Below are 20,674 nucleotides of genomic sequence, written 5' to 3'. Positions count from 1 at the left end.
AAGCGGCTACGGTGATTTGATGATCCGCCATATATTGCTCAAACCGCTCGTAATTCAAAATCGTTTCTGACGTTGGCACATACAACGTGGCTCCGCAGAACAGTGCCTGGAAGATTTCCCAGCAAGCCGCATCAAACGAATAGCTGGCGAACAGCAACGCATGATCCGACGTGCTCATCTGAAGCGTCTGATCAAAATACGTCTTCAGATTGCACAGCCCGTGATGCTCGAGCATTACGCCCTTCGGCTGCCCCGTTGTCCCCGACGTATAAATGACATACGCCAAATCATTCGGACCGGACCACGGCTCCAGATTGGAATCATCCTCATGGTACACATCCTGCGTTCCATCCAGCACCAGCATGCGGCCGTCAAACGTGACTTTGTCTACCAGATGGCTTTGTGTCAACAACAGCTTCGCCTCTGAGTCGTCCAGCATGTAGCGGATACGCTCCTCCGGATAGGTTGGATCAATGGGGACATATGCTCCTCCGGCTTTTAAAATCCCGAAGATCCCTACGATCATGTCCACCGAACGCTCGGTCATCAGACCCACCAAACGATCTTTCGTCACACCTTGACTGCGCAAGGTACGAGCTAATCGATTGGCGCGTGCATTCAGTTCACGATAGGTCAACTGCTCTCCTTCGAAGAACAGTGCTGTCTGCTCCGGCGTCCGCGCGGTTTGCGCCTCGAACAAGCCATGGATCGTTTGCTCGCTTGGATACTCGGTCGCCGTATCGCCCCATACGCTGAGAATTTGCTTGCGCTCCTGCTCACTTAACATATCCAGCTCATGCACCCGAATGTCCGGCTTCGCTACCACCTGCTCCAGCAGTTGCACCAGATGACCTCGAATTTGCTCTACACTTTCCCGTTCAAAGGCCAAGGCATTATATCCGAAGCTCATGTGAATGGTGTCCCCCGGCAGTACCACCAGGTTAAAGTCATAGTTGGTCTGCTCGACAGACTCGGCTCCGGTGATACTGAAGCTGGACTCATCATCGTTGCCTAATTGCTCCAATTGTTCCTCTACCGGATAGTTTTCAAAAATAAGAATATGATTGATCAAATCCTGCTTAAGCTCCGACAACCCCTGAATTTCATACAACGGGTACGTATCATAGGCATGGGAAGCAATGGATTGCTCCTGGGTTTGCTTCATCACATCTGAGAATAAGCTGTCCACTTGGCTGCGGATGCGTACAGGAATGGTATTGATAAACAGACCTATGATGTGCTCCACATTCGGAATGTCTGCCGGACGTCCAGATACCACGCTGCCAAACACCACATCATCTGTGCCATTATATTTTTGCAACAAAAGGCCCCACACCGTCTGCATCAACGTATTGATCGTTACCTGATAACGCTTGGCTATGCGCTGAATGCCTGCCGTGAGCTCCGCACCCAAGTCAAAATCTAGACGATCCGCCTGATATCCTGTTTTGCCCTGAATTTTAGCCTGTGGCAGGCGGGACTGTTCCTCATATCCTTCCAGAACCTTGCTCCAGTAACCTGATGCGGCCTGACGATCCTGCTGCTCCAGCCATTCAATATATTGACTGTATGGCGTTACAGGAGCCAGTTCCGGCTGTTTATGGGCCAGTATTGCAAAATAACTCGCAAACACTTCGCCTGTCACCAGCGACAAGCACCAGCCATCCATCACGATATGATGGAAGCTCCATACAAAACGGTACGCATCCTCGCCGGTGCGCAAAACGGTCACACGCATCAAAGCATCCTGCGCCAGATCAAAGCCTCTCTGCTTGTCTTTGCGCGTATATTCGAGGATGTACTCGTTTTGCTGCTCTTCCTCCATATCCCGCAAATCCTCTATATACAGTTCGCTGCGCTTATTGCGGTACACGACCTGCAGCGGTTCATCCTTCCAGCCGCTGTAGAAATTCGTGCGCAGTGCCGTATGCCGCTGCACCAATACATCCAAACTTGCCGCAAACGCAGCGATATTAAAATGTCCTTGCAGATCAAAGGAGGCCTGCTCAAAATAAGCTCCCGATTGCGAGTCCATCAGATTGTAAAAGAGCATGCCCTTTTGCATCGGCGTCAGCGCGTATACATTTTCCAGCTCCCCTATATGTGCGGCCTGCGCTGCCATGTGCTCCAGTTCTCCAGTCGTCAGACCCTGGAAGGACACATCACTTGGCGTCAGCTGCGGCTGTTCCTGAGCGACGCAATGCGCAATCACCTCTTGCAAAGCGGATTGCAGCAGTCCCGCCACACGTTCCAGCGTTTCTTTACGATACTGCTTACGGCTGTAAGCGATCGTCAAGCGCAGCGCGCCTTCCGAGATCATTGCATTCAAATCCAGCGTGTACAGTAACGGTGAATGGGCATCCTCTGTCTCCCCTGCACTATAGGATGACCATGTGATTCCACTGTTTTGCACATCCTGATCGACCTGTCCCAAATAGTTAAAGCTGATTTCCGGTTCTACTGCAATCGCATGGGACGCAGGAGACAAGTAGCGCCAAGTTCCATACGTCAGCCCTTTATGCGGAATCCGGCGCAGACCTTCCTTCGTTTCTTTAATCCGCTGGGCCAGCGTCAGGTTGACATCTGTGTCCAGCAGCACCGGATACAAGCTCGTAAACCAGCCTACCGTACGTGTCATATCCACCTCTGGCAGGATCGCTTCCCGGCCATGTCCCTCCAGATTCACCAGCACCTGTCCTGCGCCTGTCCAGTTGTGCATTGCCAATCCTAACGCCGTCAGCAGCAAATCATTGACCTCGGTGTTATAGGCGCGATGTGCCTGCTTTAACAGTTGCTGGGTTTCAGCTTCGGTCCACTCTACCGTCAGCACTTCGCTGTCTGCATTCAAGGAGCCCTCGTAGGCAAAATCCTTCGGCAGCGGCGCCGCTTTCGCTTTGGCCTGTTCCAGCTGCTGCCAGTAGACTGTATCCGATGCCTCCGCAGAACGGTTGGCGTAAGACGACAGCTCCCGTGCCCATGTTTGGAAGGAATCCGTCTTATAGGGCAATCGTACCGGCTCGCCCTTGATCGCCTGCTCGTAGCCTGTCGAGAAATCCTCAAACAGAATCCGCCACGACACCCCGTCTATCACCAAATGGTGAATGGCTATGAGCAAATGATCTCCCTCTGCTGTGCGGAACAATCCGAGTTTGACCAAAGGTCCTGCGGACAGGTCGATGCTGCTTTGGATTTCTGTTGCCTTCGCTTCCATCGCTTCCGCATAGGCTACTTGTTCACGGTAGTCTGCGGTTTCCAGCGTATACAACGCGCCTTCATCTACACCGCGTGTCCAAGCCTCGTAACCGGATGAAGCCTGACGGAAAACCGTACGAAGCGCATCATGATGCTTCACGATGTGATCCATGACTTGGCGAACCGCCGTCTCATCAAAGCCCTCGGCACGATAGAGCATGACCGCTTGATTAAAGTGCTGCGGACGCTCGCGCTCCTGCGCAAAGAACCAATGCTGGATCGGAAGCAAAGCGGTTTCCCCGCTCACTTCTCCTTGATCTGCCATACGGCTGACCTCATGCATATACGGTGCCAGTGCTGCAACCGTTGGATACTGGAATAAATCCTTCATGTCCAGCTTATAGCCGGCCTGGAACGCACGCGATGCGATTTGGATCGCCTTGATCGAATCGCCGCCCAGATCAAAGAAATTGTCCAAAATACCGACAGTCTGTAGTCCCAGTACCGACTGCCAGACCGCTACCAGAGCGCGTTCTTGCGCGGTACGCGGCTCTGCATAATCCGTTCCGGTTTGCAGGCTGCCTTCTGGTGCTGGTAGGGCCTTGCGGTCAATTTTGCCATTTGGACTCAGCGGCATTTGCTCCAGCTGCACAAAGTACGATGGCACCATGTAGCTTGGCAGTTCCCGGCCCAGCTCACTTCTCAGCTCGCTAGCACCGATCTCTTGCCCCGCGATATAGTACGCCACCATTTGTTTTTGGCCCGTTTCATCCGCACGAGCCGTGACTACGGCTTCGCGTACCAATTCCACTTGCAGCAGCTGCGATTCGACCTCGCCCAGTTCAATCCGGTAACCCCGGATTTTCACCTGATGGTCGATCCGGCCCAGATATTCAATGTTGCCGTCCGGCATCCATCTCGCCAAATCGCCTGTGCGGTACATCCGCTCATACCCGGCTTCCCCGCCAGCAAACGGATCGGCTACGAATTTCTCGGCCGTCAACTCTGGACGGTTCAGATAGCCTCGGGCTACGCCGACACCGCCGATGCACAGCTCCCCTGCAACCCCAATCGGCTGCAATTGCTCCGTGACTTCCTTCACGATGTACAGACGAATGTTTTGAATCGGTTTTCCGATTGGAATGACCGTATATTCCTCTGACGGCTCGCAATCGAAGTACGATACGTCCACCGTCGCTTCGGTTGGGCCATACAGGTTGATCAGCTTCGCTCCAGCCAGGCTCGACACAACCCGTTGGAACCGTGCGACATGCTGTGGCGATAAGGCTTCGCCGCTAGCAAAAACGTGACGCAACGTTCCCAGCTTCGCTTGCATCACTTCCCGTGGTTGCTGCTCCACATACTCCAGGAACGCATGCAGCATGGCGGGTACAAAGTGCATCGTACTCACGCCATCGCGGGCAATCGTGTCAACGATGTCTTCCGGGTTCTTTTCCCCGCCTACCGACAGCAGGCTTACCTTTGAGCCGACCATCGACCACCAGAACAGCTCCCACACCGACACGTCAAAGGTGAAGGCGGTCTTTTGCAGGATCGTATCTTCCGCACTCAAGCCGTAACGATCATGCATCCACAAAATCCGGTTCAGCACAGAATGGTGCTCCACCATCACGCCCTTCGGTTTCCCCGTGGAGCCAGAGGTATAGATGACATAGGCTACATGGTGCGGTCCAGCCAGTGGCTCCAGATTCGAACCGTCTTCGTGGTAAATGTCCTCGCCAGACTGCTCATGACGATCCAGCACCAACACCTGGCCGTCGAAACTCAGCAATGCTTGCTCCGCCAGATGCAATTGCGTCAGCACCAGCTTCGCGCCCGAGTCCTCCAGCATAAAGCGGATGCGATCCGCCGGATATTCTGGATCGATGGGCACGTAAGCTCCGCCTGCTTTGAGGATCGCGTAGATGCCTACGATCATGTCCAGCGAACGGTGAACCAGTATGCCCACGGGCTGATCCGGTTGGGCGCCTTCCGCACGCAAGGTGCGTGCGAGACGGTTGGCTCGCTCATTCAGCTCCGCGTAGGTCAACGACTCCGATCCGCACATTACTGCCACCTGATCCGGTGTTCGTGCCGCCTGCTGCTCGAACAGCGCACTTAAGGTCTGATCCTGCGGATAGGCTGCCGCCGTATCCCCCCAGACCTGAACGATCTGTGCCTGTTCTTGCGGGGTTACCAATTCCAGCTCATTCACACGGATATTCGGATTGTCCACGATTTGTCCGATGACATGGTCGATATGGCCCTGGATACGCTCCATGGCAGACCGACTATACACCAGAGCATTGTATTCGAGCAGGATGGAGATATCCTCGTCAGGCACGACAATCAGGTTGAAATCGTAGTTGGTTTGCTCGGCAAGTGCCACATTGGCAATAGAGAAGCCATTTTGTGCTCTTGTCTCACCAGAACCGCCCACCTGCTTCATCTGTTGCCCGATCGGGTAGTTTTCAAAGACCATAATGTGATGAATCAGGTCTTGTTTTTGTTCAGTCAGTGCCTGGATATCGTATAGCGGGAACGTGTCATAGACACCAGAGGCCAAAGCCTGCTCCTGTGTGCGCTGCAATACTTCAGCAAATGTAGCATCCGGTGCACTACAAATGCGTACCGGAATCGTGTTGATAAACAATCCGATCATGTTCTCCACGCCTGGAATGTCTGCCGGACGACCGGATACTACACCACCAAACACAACATCCTGATGATTATTGTATTGCTGTAAAATAACGCCCCACACGCTTTGCAGCAATGTGTTAATCGTGACATGTTGTTGCTTGGCCATTTGGTTCAATGCCGCGGTCCGTTCTTTACCCAACATAAATGGCAGCTTTTCCGAAACATAGCCGGAATGGGACCCCGCACCGCTTCCGTCTGGTTCTTCATCCCGTGCAACTACAGAAGCTTGCGCGTTCTCACCAGGCAACAAGGTTTGCTGCTCAAAGTCCGCCAAATAGTCGCTCCAATAACGGGTTGCTTCCTGTGTATCCTGATCTTCCAACCATTCGATATAGTCACTATACGGCTTGACAGGTGCGAGTTCTGGCTGCTTGTGCTCCAGCAGGGCAACATAGGCACCAAACACTTCGTCCGTCACCAGCGACAGGCACCAGCCGTCCATCACCATATGATGGAAGCTCCATACAAAACGGTAGGAGCTATCACCCGTGCGGAAGACGGTTACGCGCATGAGCGCATCCTTGCCTAAATCAAAGTTTTGAGCTTTGTCCTGGGCCACAAATTCAGCTACAGCGTGCTCACGCCCTCGGACATCCTCATAACGGAAGCTCGGATTTTTATGACGATAGACGATCTGCAACGGTTGACCATACCAGCCGCTGTAGAAATTCGTCCGTAATATCGCATGTCGGCTTACCAGCAGCTTCAGACTTTCCTCGAATAGGGACGGTTCAAAGTGCCCCTCCAGATCAAAGGTCGCCTGTTCAAAATACACGCCTGTTTCTGCATTCATCAGACTATGGAACAGCATTCCCTTTTGCATGGGCGTTAACGGATACACATTTTCCAGTTCCCCAACCGTCTTGGTCTGCTCCTTAATCGTATCTAATTGCTCCAGGGTCAGACCTTTTAGCAATACATCACTTGGAGTCAATTCGGTCCGCTCCTGTGTGACACAATGCTCGATCATTTCAAGCAGGTTGGATTTTAACAGATTAGCCAGCATGTGGACTGTGTCCTTACGGAAGGCTTTGCCGTTATACCGAATGTCCAGTTCCAGGACACCGTTCGTTACGATTCCGCTCACATCCAGAGCATATTTCATCTTCGTCCGGTCACTAACGACCGATCCAATCGAGTAAGGAGACCTACGCATATCGCTGTTTTGCAAGTCCTGATCAAACTGACCGAGGTAATTGAAGCTCACTTGTGGCTCGGCAAAAGCTTGATGACCAACCGTTTGGCCGGATTCACTCAAATATCTCCAGATTCCGTAGCCCATTCCTTTATTCGGAATATGACGCAGGCTTTCTTTGACCTGTTTAATTTGTTTTGACAAGGCGTGATCACGACCGATGTCCAGCAATACCGGATATTGACTCGTAAACCAGCCTACCGTACGAGAAATGTCCGTATCCGGCAAAATGTCCTCACGTCCGTGTCCCTCCAGATTGATCAGGCTGCGTTCATGGCCGGTCCATGTGTACAGCATCATGCCCAAAGCAGTCAGAAGCAGATCGTTCACTTCCGTGTTATATGCACGGTGCGCTTGCTTCAACAGCCGTTCGGTCTCTTCTTCCGTAAGCTGGACGACCACTGTATCCGTGTCCGCTAGGGTAAATGGCTCTGCCTGCGCTTGATCCTCAGGCAAACGTACTTGGTCAGCCCAAGCGGCTGCGTTCCATTGCTCCCAATAGGCGTGTTCACTGTCCATGGCTGTGCTATTCGCATATGCGGAGAGTCTTTGTGACCAGGAACGGAAGGAATCCGTTTTGTCCGGTAGCTGAAGCACTTCCTGATGAACGGCCTGTTCATAGGCAGTAGCCAAATCCTCAAACAAAATACGCCAGGATACCCCGTCCACCACCAAATGGTGAATTGCCATCAGGAGATGATCCCCATCGGCACAGTGGAACAAACCCGCTTTAAACAGCGGCCCTTCATGCAGTTGGATACTGCTTTGAATTTCGGTGGATTTCGCTTCAATTGCCGCGCTGAGCATGGCTTCATCCGTCAAATTCCTAAAGTCCAGCACGTCCAGGTGATACAGCTCGCCTTCCTGTATTCCGCGATTCCATGCTTTATAGCCTTGCTCGGTCTTGCTGAACACCATCCGCAGTGCATCGTGGTGCTCCGTCAGCTTGATAAGCGCCTGACGCAAAGCAGCTTCGTCAACCCCCTGCTCCCGGTGCAGCATAACGGCCTGATTAAAGTGATGCGCATCCACTTGCTCCTGTGCAAAGAACCCGTGCTGGATCGGAAGCAACGCCGTTTCTCCGCTCACTTCTCCCTGATCTACCATACGACTGACCTCGTGCATATGCGGTGCCAGGGTTGCGACGATGGGATAGCGGAACAAATCCTTCATGTCCAGCTTGTAGCCTGCCTGGAACGCACGGGACACGATTTGAATCGCCTTGATCGAATCGCCGCCCAGGTCAAAGAAATTGTCCAACATTCCGACGGTTGGCACGCCCAGGACGGATTGCCAGACCGCTACGAGTGCCCGTTCCGGTGCAGTGCGCGGCTCTACATAATCCGCTCCGCTTTGCAGGCTGCCTTCCGGTGCCGGCAGGGACTTGCGGTCGGTTTTACCGTTTGGTGTCAGCGGCATCTGCTCCAACTGAATGAAATACGACGGCATCATATAGCTTGGCAGCTCCCGCCCCAGCTCATGTCTCAGTTCACCGGCTCCAAGCTCTTGACTCGCGACGTAGTACGCCACGAGCTGTGTTTGGCCCGTTTCGTCCCCACGGGCCATGATGACCGCTTCTTGTACCGACTCCACCTGCAACAACTGCGATTCGATCTCGCCCAGTTCGATCCGGTAGCCCCGAATTTTCACCTGATGGTCCATCCGCCCCAAATATTCAATGTTGCCGTCCGGCGTCCATCTCGCCAAGTCGCCTGTATGGTACATCCGCTCATGGCCTGCCTTGCCATCAGCAAACGGATTATTTACAAATTTCTCGGCCGTCAGTTCTTCGCGTTTCCAATACCCACGAGCCAAGCCTTCCCCTGCAATACATAACTCACCCGGTACACCAACGGGCTGCAATTCTCCACTCGCATTTAGGATATAGATTTGCGTATTCGCAATAGGACGTCCGATATTAATGTCCTCAGCATAAGTCAGTTCCTGTACGGCCGACCACACCGTCGTTTCTGTAGGGCCGTACATGTTATAAATGCGCGGACCTTTTATGGCTTGCAGTGCTGTGAGCAGCTTGGACGGAAGGGCTTCACCCCCGACCATAATGACCCTTACGTTTTGCAGCGCACGCGAACCTACTTCATGACCCAGCAGCATTTGCAACCGGGATGGGGTCATTTGCAGCATCTCAATAGATTGTTGAGTAATCAACTCACCCAGTGCCTGCGGGTTCACCTGCTGCTGGCGGTCGCCCAGCACAACCGTCATTCCACCCAGCAGCGGCAGGATGGTTTCCAACACGAAAATATCAAATGAAATGGTCGTGAGTGACAACATCGTTTGGCTCGCTTCAAAGTCAATGGCTTGGTGCATCCCGGTTATAAAGTTGAGGACCGAGCGATGCTGAAGCATAACTCCTTTCGGATTTCCCGTCGAACCTGAGGTATAGATGACGTAAGCCAAATGCTCTGGGCGGGCAATCGTCTCCAGGTTGCTGCTTTCTCCCTGATACATTGCGGCATCCTCAAGAAACAGGGTATTGGCATGGCAATGGTGCTCTTCTGCCAGCTCACGACGGGTCAGAAGCACTGCGGCCTCGCTATCTTCCAGCATGTATTCAATACGAGAGGACGGAAATTCGGGATCGATCGGCACATAAGCACCACCTGCTTTTAGAACGGCCAGCAGACCTACGATCATTTCCACGGAGCGCTGCACCATCAGACCGACCAGTTTGTCAGGTCCTACTCCCTGGGCTTGAAGCATTCGGGCCAATGAATTCGCACGTTCATTCAGTTCCCGATAAGTCAGACTCTGATTTCCAAACACCAATGCCACCTGATCTGGCGTACACTCCACCTGATCCTCGAACAGCTGATGGATCGTCTGTTTGGACGGAAATGCACAAGCAGTGTCATTAAATGCTGCTGTAATCTGTTGCTTTTCCGCTACTGTGACCAATTCCAGCTCTTCAACCCGAACATTTGGGTTGAGTGAAATTTGCTCCAAGAGACGGGTAAAATGTCCATATAGACGCTCAATGCCTGCTTGATCAAAGCTGAGCATGTTATACATAAACCGAATCTTTATGCCTTCTCCTGGCATCACGACGACGTTCAGATCATAGTTGGTTTGCTCTATAGACACCACATTTGAAATCGTAAATGGTTCCTGTCCATCGTTTCCCAACTGCTCTACTTGCTGCTCCACCGGATAATTTTCAAATACCATAATATGGTTGATCAAATCCCGTTTATGCTCGGACAGAGCCTGAATTTCATACAGCGGGAAGGCATCATAGGCATTGGAAGCCAGCGCTTGCTGCTGTGTTCGTTTCATCAGCTCGTTAAAGGCTTCGCCCTCTTCTGACTGCACGCGCACTGGAATCGTATTAATGAATAGCCCGATCATGTACTCTACACCCGGAATATCGCCTGGACGACCGGATACAACACTGCCGAATACAACATCTGGACTGTTGTTATATTTTTGCAACAGAACGCCCCATACCGTCTGAATCAGCGTATTGATCGTGACCTGATTTTGCTTCGCCACCCGTTCGATCTGAGCCACCAGCTTCGGCTGGAATTCGCAATCCAGTTCTCCGGCGATATACTCCCCGGCTTGTAAGGATTTAGGATATATTTTTTGCTGCGGAAGCGTAATTTGCTGCTCATAGTCTGCCAGATAGCTGCTCCAGTACTGCAAAGCCGCTTCACGATCCTGGCGCTCTAGCCATTCAATAAAACGACTGAACGGCGTGACAGGCTCCAGTACTGGCTCCTCACCCGCACGAAGTGCCAGATAGCTGCCAAATACCTCCTGTGTCATAAAGGACAAGCACCAGCCATCCATCAAAATGTGATGGAAGCTCCAGATAAAGTGGTACGTTTCATCCCCGGTTTGCAGGATAGAGATACGAATGAGCGCGTCCTCCGCCAGACGGAATCCTTTGGCTTTATCTGCAAGGGTAAAAGCTTCAACACGAGCTTTACGTTCTTCTTTTTCCAGTCCGCGCAGGTCTTCATAATACAACTCTCCGCTGCGATTGCAGAAAACGACCTGTATTGGCTCATTGTTCCAAGAGTTGATAAAATTCGTCCGCAATGCCTCATGACGTTGTACGAGCAGATCAAAGCTTTTACCGAAAGTAACCACATCAAACCGTCCGTGCAACTCAAAGGTGGCCTGTTCAAAATAAGCCTCCGAAGCCTCATCCATCAGGCTGTAGAAAAGCATGCCCTTTTGCATCGGTGTCAAGGCATACACATTTTCCAGTTCACCCAGATCTCGCGTATCTTCCACCAATTGCTCCAACTCGTCCAGCGTGATGTTATTTAGCAGAACATCACTTGGGGTCAACACCGTTCTTTCCTGCGCAACGCAATGGCTAATCACCTCACGCAAGCCGGATGCCAGTAGTTCTCCAAGCTGTGCAATCGTTTCATGCCGGAATTGTGTGGTGCTATAACGAAGGGTGAACATCAGCTCGCCATCCTCAATCAATCCATTGATATCCAATGCAAAATCCATAGACGCGTTCGTGCTAACAGGCACACCGATGGAATAGGAGGAAGGCTCCAGATCGTTGCCTTTATAATCCTGATCGAATTGACCCAGATAGTTAAAACTGATCTCAGGCTGAGCCTTTAACTGCACGTCTGCTTTCTCCAGAACATTCGTATCCGACAGGTATCGTAAAATACCATAGCCGATGCCTTTCTGCGGAATATGACGCAGCCCTTCCTTGACCCGTTTGATCAGACGAGCGGTATTTCCTCCCTGTCCCAGACTTCCATCCAGAACAACCGGGAACTGGCTCGTAAACCAGCCGACTGTCCGCGTAATATCTACATCCGGTACAATGGCTTCCCGTCCATGGCCTTCCAGGTTGACCAGCACTCGTTCGGAACCAGACCAATCATAGACGGCTTTTCCGAGCGCAGCTAGCAACAGATCATTCATTTCCGTGTTGTATGCGCGATGAGCTTGTTTGAGCAGCTGCTCGGTTTCCTGCTTCGTCCAGCGGACCGTCACAACCTCGCTGTCTCCGAGCAGTGCATTGTCATTCGCAAAATCCTTCGGCAAAGGCTTCGCAAGACTGGCTTCTGCTTGTTCGATATGCTGCCAGTATGCGAGCTCCCGGCCTATCGTCGCACGATTCGCGTAGGCTGACAGCTGTTTAGCCCATGCCTGGAACGAATCTGTTTTATGCGGCAGCCGAATAGCTTTACCCGTTTTACCTGCAACGGCCTGCTCATAACCCGATGCCAAATCCTCCAGTAAAATACGCCACGATACACCGTCCACGACCAAATGATGAATGACGATTAGCAAATGGTCGCCCTCAGCACAATGGAACAGACCGAGCTTCACAAGTGGACCCTCGCTCAAATGAATGCTTGCTTGAATTTCACTCGCCTTGGCTTCTACAGCGGTGGATTCGTCTTCAACTCTGCTAAAATCTACGATGTCCAGCGTATATAGCTCGCCTTCCACCACACTGCGGTTCCAAGCGGCATAGCCTTGCTCCGTCTCACGGAATACAGTGCGCAATGCGTCATGATGCTGGACAATACGTTCCATCGTACGGCGCAGCGCGTCGACATCAAAGCGCCCAGCTCGATACAGCATCATCGCCTGGTTGCTGTGGTGCAGATCAACCGGCTGCTGCTCGAAGAACCACCGTTGAATGGGTGTCAGATCTACCTTACCTACTGCCTCTTCCTGGCTGGCAATCTTGCCATCTGTACGAAGCAAAGGACTGAGTGACGCTACCGTCGGATTGCTAAACAAATCCTTCATGTCCAGTCGATACCCTGCTTGCAGCAATCGGGATGATACTTGCAATGCTTTGATCGAATCGCCGCCCAGTTCAAAGAAGTTATCCTGCGTGCCTACCGTTTCGGCACCCAGCACCCCGGCCCACACTGAAGCTAAAACCTGTTCCACCGTGGTACGCGGTGCCACATAGGCTGCCCCGGTATGGATGCTTCCTTCCGGTTCCGGCAAGGCCTTGCGGTCGATTTTTCCATTGCTAGTCAGCGGGATCGTCTCCAGTCGCATCAAGCGTGCAGGTACCATGTGCGCTGGCAGCCCTGCTTCCAGCTCGGCCTGTACCTCCTCGATCCGCAGCTCGGTTTCTCCTGTGATGTACCCGCACAAGTACTTGTGTCCACGCTCATCCGTCCGGTCGATGACTACCGCTTGACGCACACCCGGCACCCGCTGGATTGCCGTTTCAATCTCGCCCAGCTCGATTCGATATCCACGGATTTTCACTTGATAGTCCATCCGGCCGATAAAGTCCACATTGCCGTCTGGCATCCACCGCGCGAGGTCACCTGTGCGGTACAATCGTTCACCGGCTACATACGGGTTCGCTACGAACTTCTCGGCCGTCAGGTCCGCACGATTCAGGTATCCCCGTGCTACCCCGGCTCCGCCAATGCACAGCTCGCCCAGCACACCGATCGGCACCGGATTCAGCTGGCTGTCCACGATGTAGAAGCGCGCGTTCAGCCACGCCTGACCAATCGGTACACTGCCGCTGCTTGGCAGCTTCGACAGTTCTTCGTCGTAGAAGCTGGAGTCGATCGCCGCTTCCGTGACGCCGTAACTGTTCATAATACGGATATCCGCGCCAAATCGTTCTTGCAGCACCCGGTAATCCGTCACGCTACAGCTGTCCGAGCTGGTGATGAGTAATTCCAGACTGCTCATGTCCAGCCCGTGTTCATGCACATGCTGCATAAACGGTATGATCAGAGCTGGTGTTGATTCGAACACCGTAATCTGATAATCACGAATCCAGCCATACAGACGGCTTGGATCAATCCGGTCGTCCTTCGGACAGATAACCATCGTTCCGCCGTTATAAAGCGTCCGAGCAATATCGCCGACGAACACGTCGAAGGAGAAGCTCGCCAGTTGCAGCAACCGTACCGGGAACTGGTTCAGACGGTAATCCCGGCGGTAGGCGGCGGCTGTGTTTACCAGACTGTGATGCTCAATCATGACCCCTTTTGGACGTCCCGTTGTACCGGACGTGTAGATCACATACGCCAGATCCTGCGGCTCATTGATATGTTCCACATCCGTGGCATCCCCGGTGTACAACGACTCATCGTCCAGTGCCAGTACGGTGTGCAGACGCAAGTTCGCTGCGGATTCGGATGCTACTTCGCTATCAAACTCCGAATCTGATTTCAAGCTTAATCCCTCATTAAGGCTGTCTCTTTCCATCGTCTCAGCGCCAGCTGCTGTCTCCAACTCGCCCTCAGACTGCCCTCCGGCCAAGGCCTGTTGGCTTTCCTCCAGCCATGCTTGGGCACGCTCCTGCAAACCTGTTTGAGTCAGTAGCACCGTAGCGCCGCTGTCCTCCAGCATAAAGCGGATACGGTCAGACGGATAATCCGCATCTAAAGGTACATATGCACCTCCGGCTTTCCATACCGCCAATACGCCGACCAGCATGTCGACCGAACGCTCGCTCAAAATACCAACAATGGATTCGCGCCCAATGCCTTCATTCCGCAATCTACGAGCAAGTTGGTTGCCACGCTCGTTCAGCTCGCGGTACGTAAGCTGCCGCTCCTCGTATACAACTGCCACGTGATCCGGCACAAGCTGCGCTTGTTCTTCCACATAGGCGTGGAACAACCCTTCTGATTGCTTTTCATCACTCAACGCAGATGCACCAACGGAACCAAAGCCGTCGATGATCTTCACTTTTTCCTCAGCAGTCACTAGCTCCAGCTCATCTACTAGCGCATGCGGTTTGTGAATTGCTTCTTCTATGACACGCAGCCAGTGCTCACGGAATTGCTCGACAGCTGCACGTTCAAACACCAGCGCGTTGAATTCCAAATGAATATCCATTTCATCGCCTGGCACCACTGTAATATTGAAATCATAGTTCGTTTGCTCTGACATTGAAGCATTGGCAATCGTAAAACCGTTCGTGTCACGGCTGCCCATGTGCTCCATACGCTGTTCCACTGGATAGTTTTCAAACACCATAATATGATTTACCAGATCCTGCTTTTGCTCAGTCAGGGCCTGAATTTCATACAACGGATAGGTTTCATAGGCACGGGAAGCCAGCGCCTGCTCCTGGGTCTGCTTCATCAGCTCAGCAAACGTTACATCTTTTGGACTATGAATCCGTACAGGAACGGTATTAATGAACAAACCAACCATTGTATCTATGCCTGGAATATCCGCTGATCTACCAGATACGACACTGCCAAATACAACATCCCGACTGTTGTTATACCGTTGCAGCACAACGCCCCACGCCGCTTGCAGCAGTGTATTGACCGTTACCTGCTGCTGCTTGACCAGCTTGTTCATCTGCTTGGTCACTTCACGGCTCAGGGTAAACGAAAGCTTATCCCCTTCATATCCCTTCGCGTGACCGTCCAGCTGTTTTGTCTGCGGCAGCACTGTTTGCTGCTCAAAACCTGCAAAATAGTCACTCCAGAACCGCTCAGCCTCCATGTTGTCCTGCCGATCCAGCCATTCAATATATTCACTGTATGGCGTTACCGGGGCAAGCTCCGGCTTGTGGTCTTCGAGGATGGCAAAGTACGTATTAAATGCCTCTCCTACAATTAGGAACAAGCACCAGCCGTCCATCAAAATATGGTGGAAGCTCCACACAAAACGGTACGACTCCTCACCTGTACGCAAAATAGACACCCGCATCAGCTCGCCTGAGCTGAAATTAAAGCCTTCGGCTTTGTCACGCTCAGCAAAATCAGCAATGTATGCGTCCTGCTCTCCTTGTCCCAGTGAACGTACATCTTCAAAACAGAATCCAGCCGCTTTATGGCGGTACACTACCTGTAAAGGCTGCTCATTCCAGCCGCTATAAAAATTCGTTCTGAATATTTGATGGCGATCCACCAGTTGATTTAAGCTTTCAGCAAAAGCCTCCACTTGAAAGCTGCCTTGCAGATCAAATGTCGCCTGCTCAAAGTACGCCCCGGATTTCGGCTCCATTAAGCCGTGGAACAGGATACCTTTTTGCATGGGTGTTAACGAATAAATGTTTTCCAGCTCTCCCGCAGCAGCGGTTTGCTCTACAATGTGCTCCAATTCTCCAGCCGACAGTCCCTGGAAGGACAGATCGCTTGGCGTCAGTTCCGGCAGCTCTTTTTGCACGCAATGGGCTAATACCTGACGCAAGCTTTCCTGAAGCAGGCTAGCGAGTCTTTGGATTGATTTTTTCATAAATGTTTTCCTGCTGTAGCTGATCGTCAGCTCCAGTGCACCGTTCATGATCATGCCGTTGATATCCAGGGCATACCGCTTGGTTAACGTGTCACTAACGGAAGCTCCCATGGAATAAGGAGACATGCCAAATGCATTATGTTTCAAATCCTGATCGAATTGTCCGAGATAGTTAAAGCTGATTTCCGGCTCGGCGACAAAAGCAGCTTCCCCTTCCCTAGGCGCAGAAAGATATCTCAAAATCCCGTATCCAATTCCTTTATGCGGCAAACGACGCAGCCCTTCCTTGACACTCTTGACACGTCGTCCCACATTCCGATCCTCGCCCATATCGAGTACAACCGGGAATTGGCTGGTAAACCAACCGACCGTACGCGTAATATCCACATCCGGCAAAATAGCTTCCCGTCCGTGACCCTCCAGATTTACAAGCACCTGACGGATGCCTGCCCACTCCTGAATTGCAGTGCCCAGAGCTGTCAGCAACAGGTCGTTCGCTTCCGTATTGTAGGCCCGGTGTGCCTGCTTCAAAAATTTCTCTGTTTCTTCGACCGTCCATACCACGGTCAGTGTGCGGTCATCTCGTAGCTGAGGCTTGACCTCGGATTTGCAAGTGTAATCCTTGGGCAAAGCTGCTTGTGTAGCTGCTGCTTGCTCCAGCTGTTGCCAGTACGCACGTTCCTTCTCCAAAGCCGAACTGTTCGCATATGTCGACAGCTGATCTGCCCACAGACGGAAGGAGTCCGTCTTATTCGGCAAACGGACAGACTCGCCCCGTAAAGACTGCTCATAGCCGGTTGCTAAATCTTCCAGCAAAATACGCCAAGACACACCATCGACCACCAAATGGTGGATCGCCACAAGCAAATGATCTCCATCCGGGCAACGGAACAGACCCAGCTTTACCAGCGGTCCTTGGGACAGGTTCATGTTGGTTTGAATTTCAGTTGCTTTCGCCTCAATCGTCGCGCTCAGCATGGCTTTATCTGTCAAAGCTCTAAAGTCCAGTACGTCCAGATGGTACAACTCGCCTTCCTGTATTCCGCGGTTCCACGCTTCATAGCCTTGCTCGGTCTTCCTGAACACCATCCGCAGTGCATCGTGGTGCTCCGTCAGCTTGATAAGCGCCTGACGCAAAGCAGCTTCGTCAAAGCCCTGCTCCCGGTGCAGCATAACGGCCTGATTAAAGTGATGCGCATCCACTTGCTCCTGCGCAAAGAACCCGTGCTGGATCGGAAGCAACGCCGTTTCCCCGCTCACTTCTCCCTGATCTGCCATACGACTTGCCTCGTGCATATGCGGTGCCAGTGCTGCGACGGTTGGATACCGAAGCAGATCCTTCATGTCCAGCTTATAGCCTGCCTGGAACGCACGAGATACGATTTGAATCGCCTTGATCGAATCGCCGCCCAGGTCAAAGAAATTATCCAACATTCCAACGGTTGGCACACCCAGGACGGACTGCCAGACCGCTACGAGTGCCCGTTCCGGTGCAGTGCGCGGCTCTACATAATCTGCTCCGCTTTGCAGGCTGCCTTCCGGTGCTGGCAAGGACTTGCGATCGATTTTACCGTTCGGTGTCAGCGGCATCTGCTCCAACTGAATGAAATACGACGGCACCATATAGCTTGGTAGCTCCCGTCCCAGCTCACTTCTCAGTTCGCTGGCTCCCAGTTCTTGACTCGCCACATAGTACGCAACTAGTTGTTTTTGGCCCGTTTCGTCCGTATGGGCCACGACGACCACTTCTCGTACCGACTCCACCTGCAACAGCTGCGATTCGATCTCGCCCACTTCGATCCGGTAGCCCCGGATTTTCACCTGGTTGTCCATCCGTCCCAAATATTCAATGTTGCCGTCCAGCGTCCATCTCGCCAAATCGCCTGTACGGTACATCCGTTCATACCCGACTCTGCCTCCGGCAAACGGATTATTCACAAATTTCTCGGCCGTCAGTTCTTCGCGTTTCCAATACCCACGAGCCAAGCCTTCCCCTGCAATACATAGCTCGCCTGGCACACCGACTGGCTGCAATTCTCCACTCGCATTCATGATATAGATTTGAGTATTCGCGATAGGACGTCCGATATTAATGTCTTGAGCATGAGTCAGTTCCTGTACGGCCGACCACACCGTCGTTTCTGTAGGTCCGTACATGTTATAAATGCGGAGACCGTTTATTTCTTGCAGTGCTGCGAGCAGCTTGGACGGAAATGCTTCACCCCCGACCATGATTTCCTTTACGTCTCGTAGCGCGCGGGAACCTGCTTCATGATCCAACAACATTTGCAGCCGGGATGGGGTCATTTGCAACATCTCAATATGATGATGAGTAATCAACTCACCAAGCGCCTGCGGGTCCACCTGATGCTGGCGGTCGCCAAGCACAACAGTCATTCCGCTCAACAGGGGCAGGATGGTTTCCAAGACGAAAATATCAAATGAAATGGTCGTGAGTGACAAAATCGTTTTACTCGCTTCAAAGTCGATGATTTCGCGCATCCCGGTAATAAAGTTGAGTACCGAGCGATGTTGGAGCATAACTCCTTTTGGATTCCCAGTCGAACCCGAGGTATAGATGACGTAAGCCAAATGCTCTGGGCGGGCAATCGTCTCCAGGTTATCGCTCTCTGCCTGATACAATGCGGCATCCTCAAGAAACATGGTATTGGCGGAGCAATGATGCTCCTCAGCCAGCTCGCGACTGGTTAGAAGCACTGCAGCCTTGCTGTCTTCCAGCATGTATTCAATACGAGAAGACGGAAATTCGGGATCAATCGGCACATAAGCACCGCCTGCTTTTAGAACGGCCAGCAGACCTACGATCATTTCCACGGAGCGCTGCACCAGCAGACCCACCAGTTTGTCAGGTCCTACTCCCTGGGCTTGAAGCATTCGGGCCAATGAATTTGCCCGTTCATTCAGCTCCCGATAAGTCAGACTCTGATTTCCAAACAAAATCGCTGTCTGATCCGGTGTACGTTCTGCCTGTTCCTCGAATAGCTCATGAATCCCCACATCGTGTGGATAGGGCACTGCTGTCGCATTAAATACATCCATAATTTGTGCCTGCTCCTCATCACTCATCAGTGACAATTCCTGAATCCGCTTCTGTGGCCCTTTCACCATATGCTCTACCACACTCAGGAATTGGCGAATAATTCGGGCGATCTCCTGCTCGCTGAACAACTCGGTCCGATAATCCAGTTGCAATACAAGTTTATCGTCATCCAGCATGTCTATCATGGCAATATCGAAGTCACTCACCGTATCTCCGCAGAAATCGGTATGCACCTGCTGAACGGCTTCATCAAAACGGGAGAAGCTCAGCGTACGGTACTGAATGGTAACGCCAAATAGGCGGCGAATATCCGTGCCGCTTTGCTGTTCACGCAAATCCTGAATGATTTTGTTGTACGGATAACGCTGATGCCGCAAAATGGACGCCTGCTCCTTGCCAACACCCTGCAGGAAGGTGAGCAGCTCGGATTCCGGCTCAACCTGCAGACGTGTTGCCACGGTGCTGACGAACATGCCCATTGTATTTTTTTCCTTTTTCAACGTACGGTTAGCATACAATGTACCCACGGTTAAATCCTGTTCCCCTGTCATTTTATGCAAATAAATATACAGAGCAGCCAGGAAAAATGTAAAAATACTGATGTTATTCGCCTCGCAAAAAGCCGTGACACCACGATATAATTCGTGCTCCAGTGTATAGTTCTCACGGCGTGCAGCCGTACTCACCGTGAGCGGATTGTATGATTTTAAACCTGTAACCTCTGGCAAATCGGCAAATTTCTCTGTCCAGTACGTCTTGTCCTTTTGATAGCGGTCCGATTGCTCATAGCTTTGCTCCACCTGAATAAAATCGAGATATGAATTCGCTGGAGCCGGCGCATCTGAACCTGTACCATGCACAATATTCATATAATGCCCCGTAATTTCATTAATGGCCTGCTCCATGGTTACGCCGTCCGAAATAATATGGTGCATTTTGAAACTAAACCAGGTGTCTTCTGCCCCCAACTGCAAAATAACAAACCGATACAGCTGCGAATCCAACAAGGGGAACGGCTGTGCGTTATGATGGCTGACCCATAGCTCAGCTTCCTCCGGGGTAACCCGAAGCGTTTCTATGCTTTGAGCAGCAAACGGCTCCACATATTGATAGGGGATGCCTTCCCGAGCCGTGATTTTGATACGAAAAGAATCATTTTGTGCAATCACCCGGTTCATTGCCTGCTGCAATGCATCTATTCGAACCGTTCCCTTGATTTTAACAGTGGTAATAATCGTGGACGTGTTGCGATTGGGATACACAAGCTCCGTGTACCAAATACGTTGCTGTGGTTGGCTTAATGCAAACAATTGAACATTGTGCTGAGTCAT

The 20,674-nt window shown here is 51.9% G+C and carries 1 protein-coding gene (running past one end of the window); it reads right to left on the bottom strand.

The annotated features are described in order from the left end of the window. Window positions 1–20,674: the start of a non-ribosomal peptide synthase/polyketide synthase gene (locus KAI37_RS12455; RefSeq protein ID WP_220031389.1), read on the bottom strand. It extends 21,404 nt beyond the left edge of the window; 20,674 of the gene's 42,078 nt are visible here — the first part of the coding sequence; the start codon lies at window positions 20,672–20,674; its stop codon lies off the left edge, out of view.

Origin of the sequence: Paenibacillus sp. S25, assembly GCF_019454085.1 — a bacterium.
Classification (GTDB): domain Bacteria; phylum Bacillota; class Bacilli; order Paenibacillales; family Paenibacillaceae; genus Paenibacillus; species Paenibacillus polymyxa_B.
Note: the sequence above shows the minus strand (reverse complement) of the source record. Positions and strands in the feature narration are given on the sequence as shown.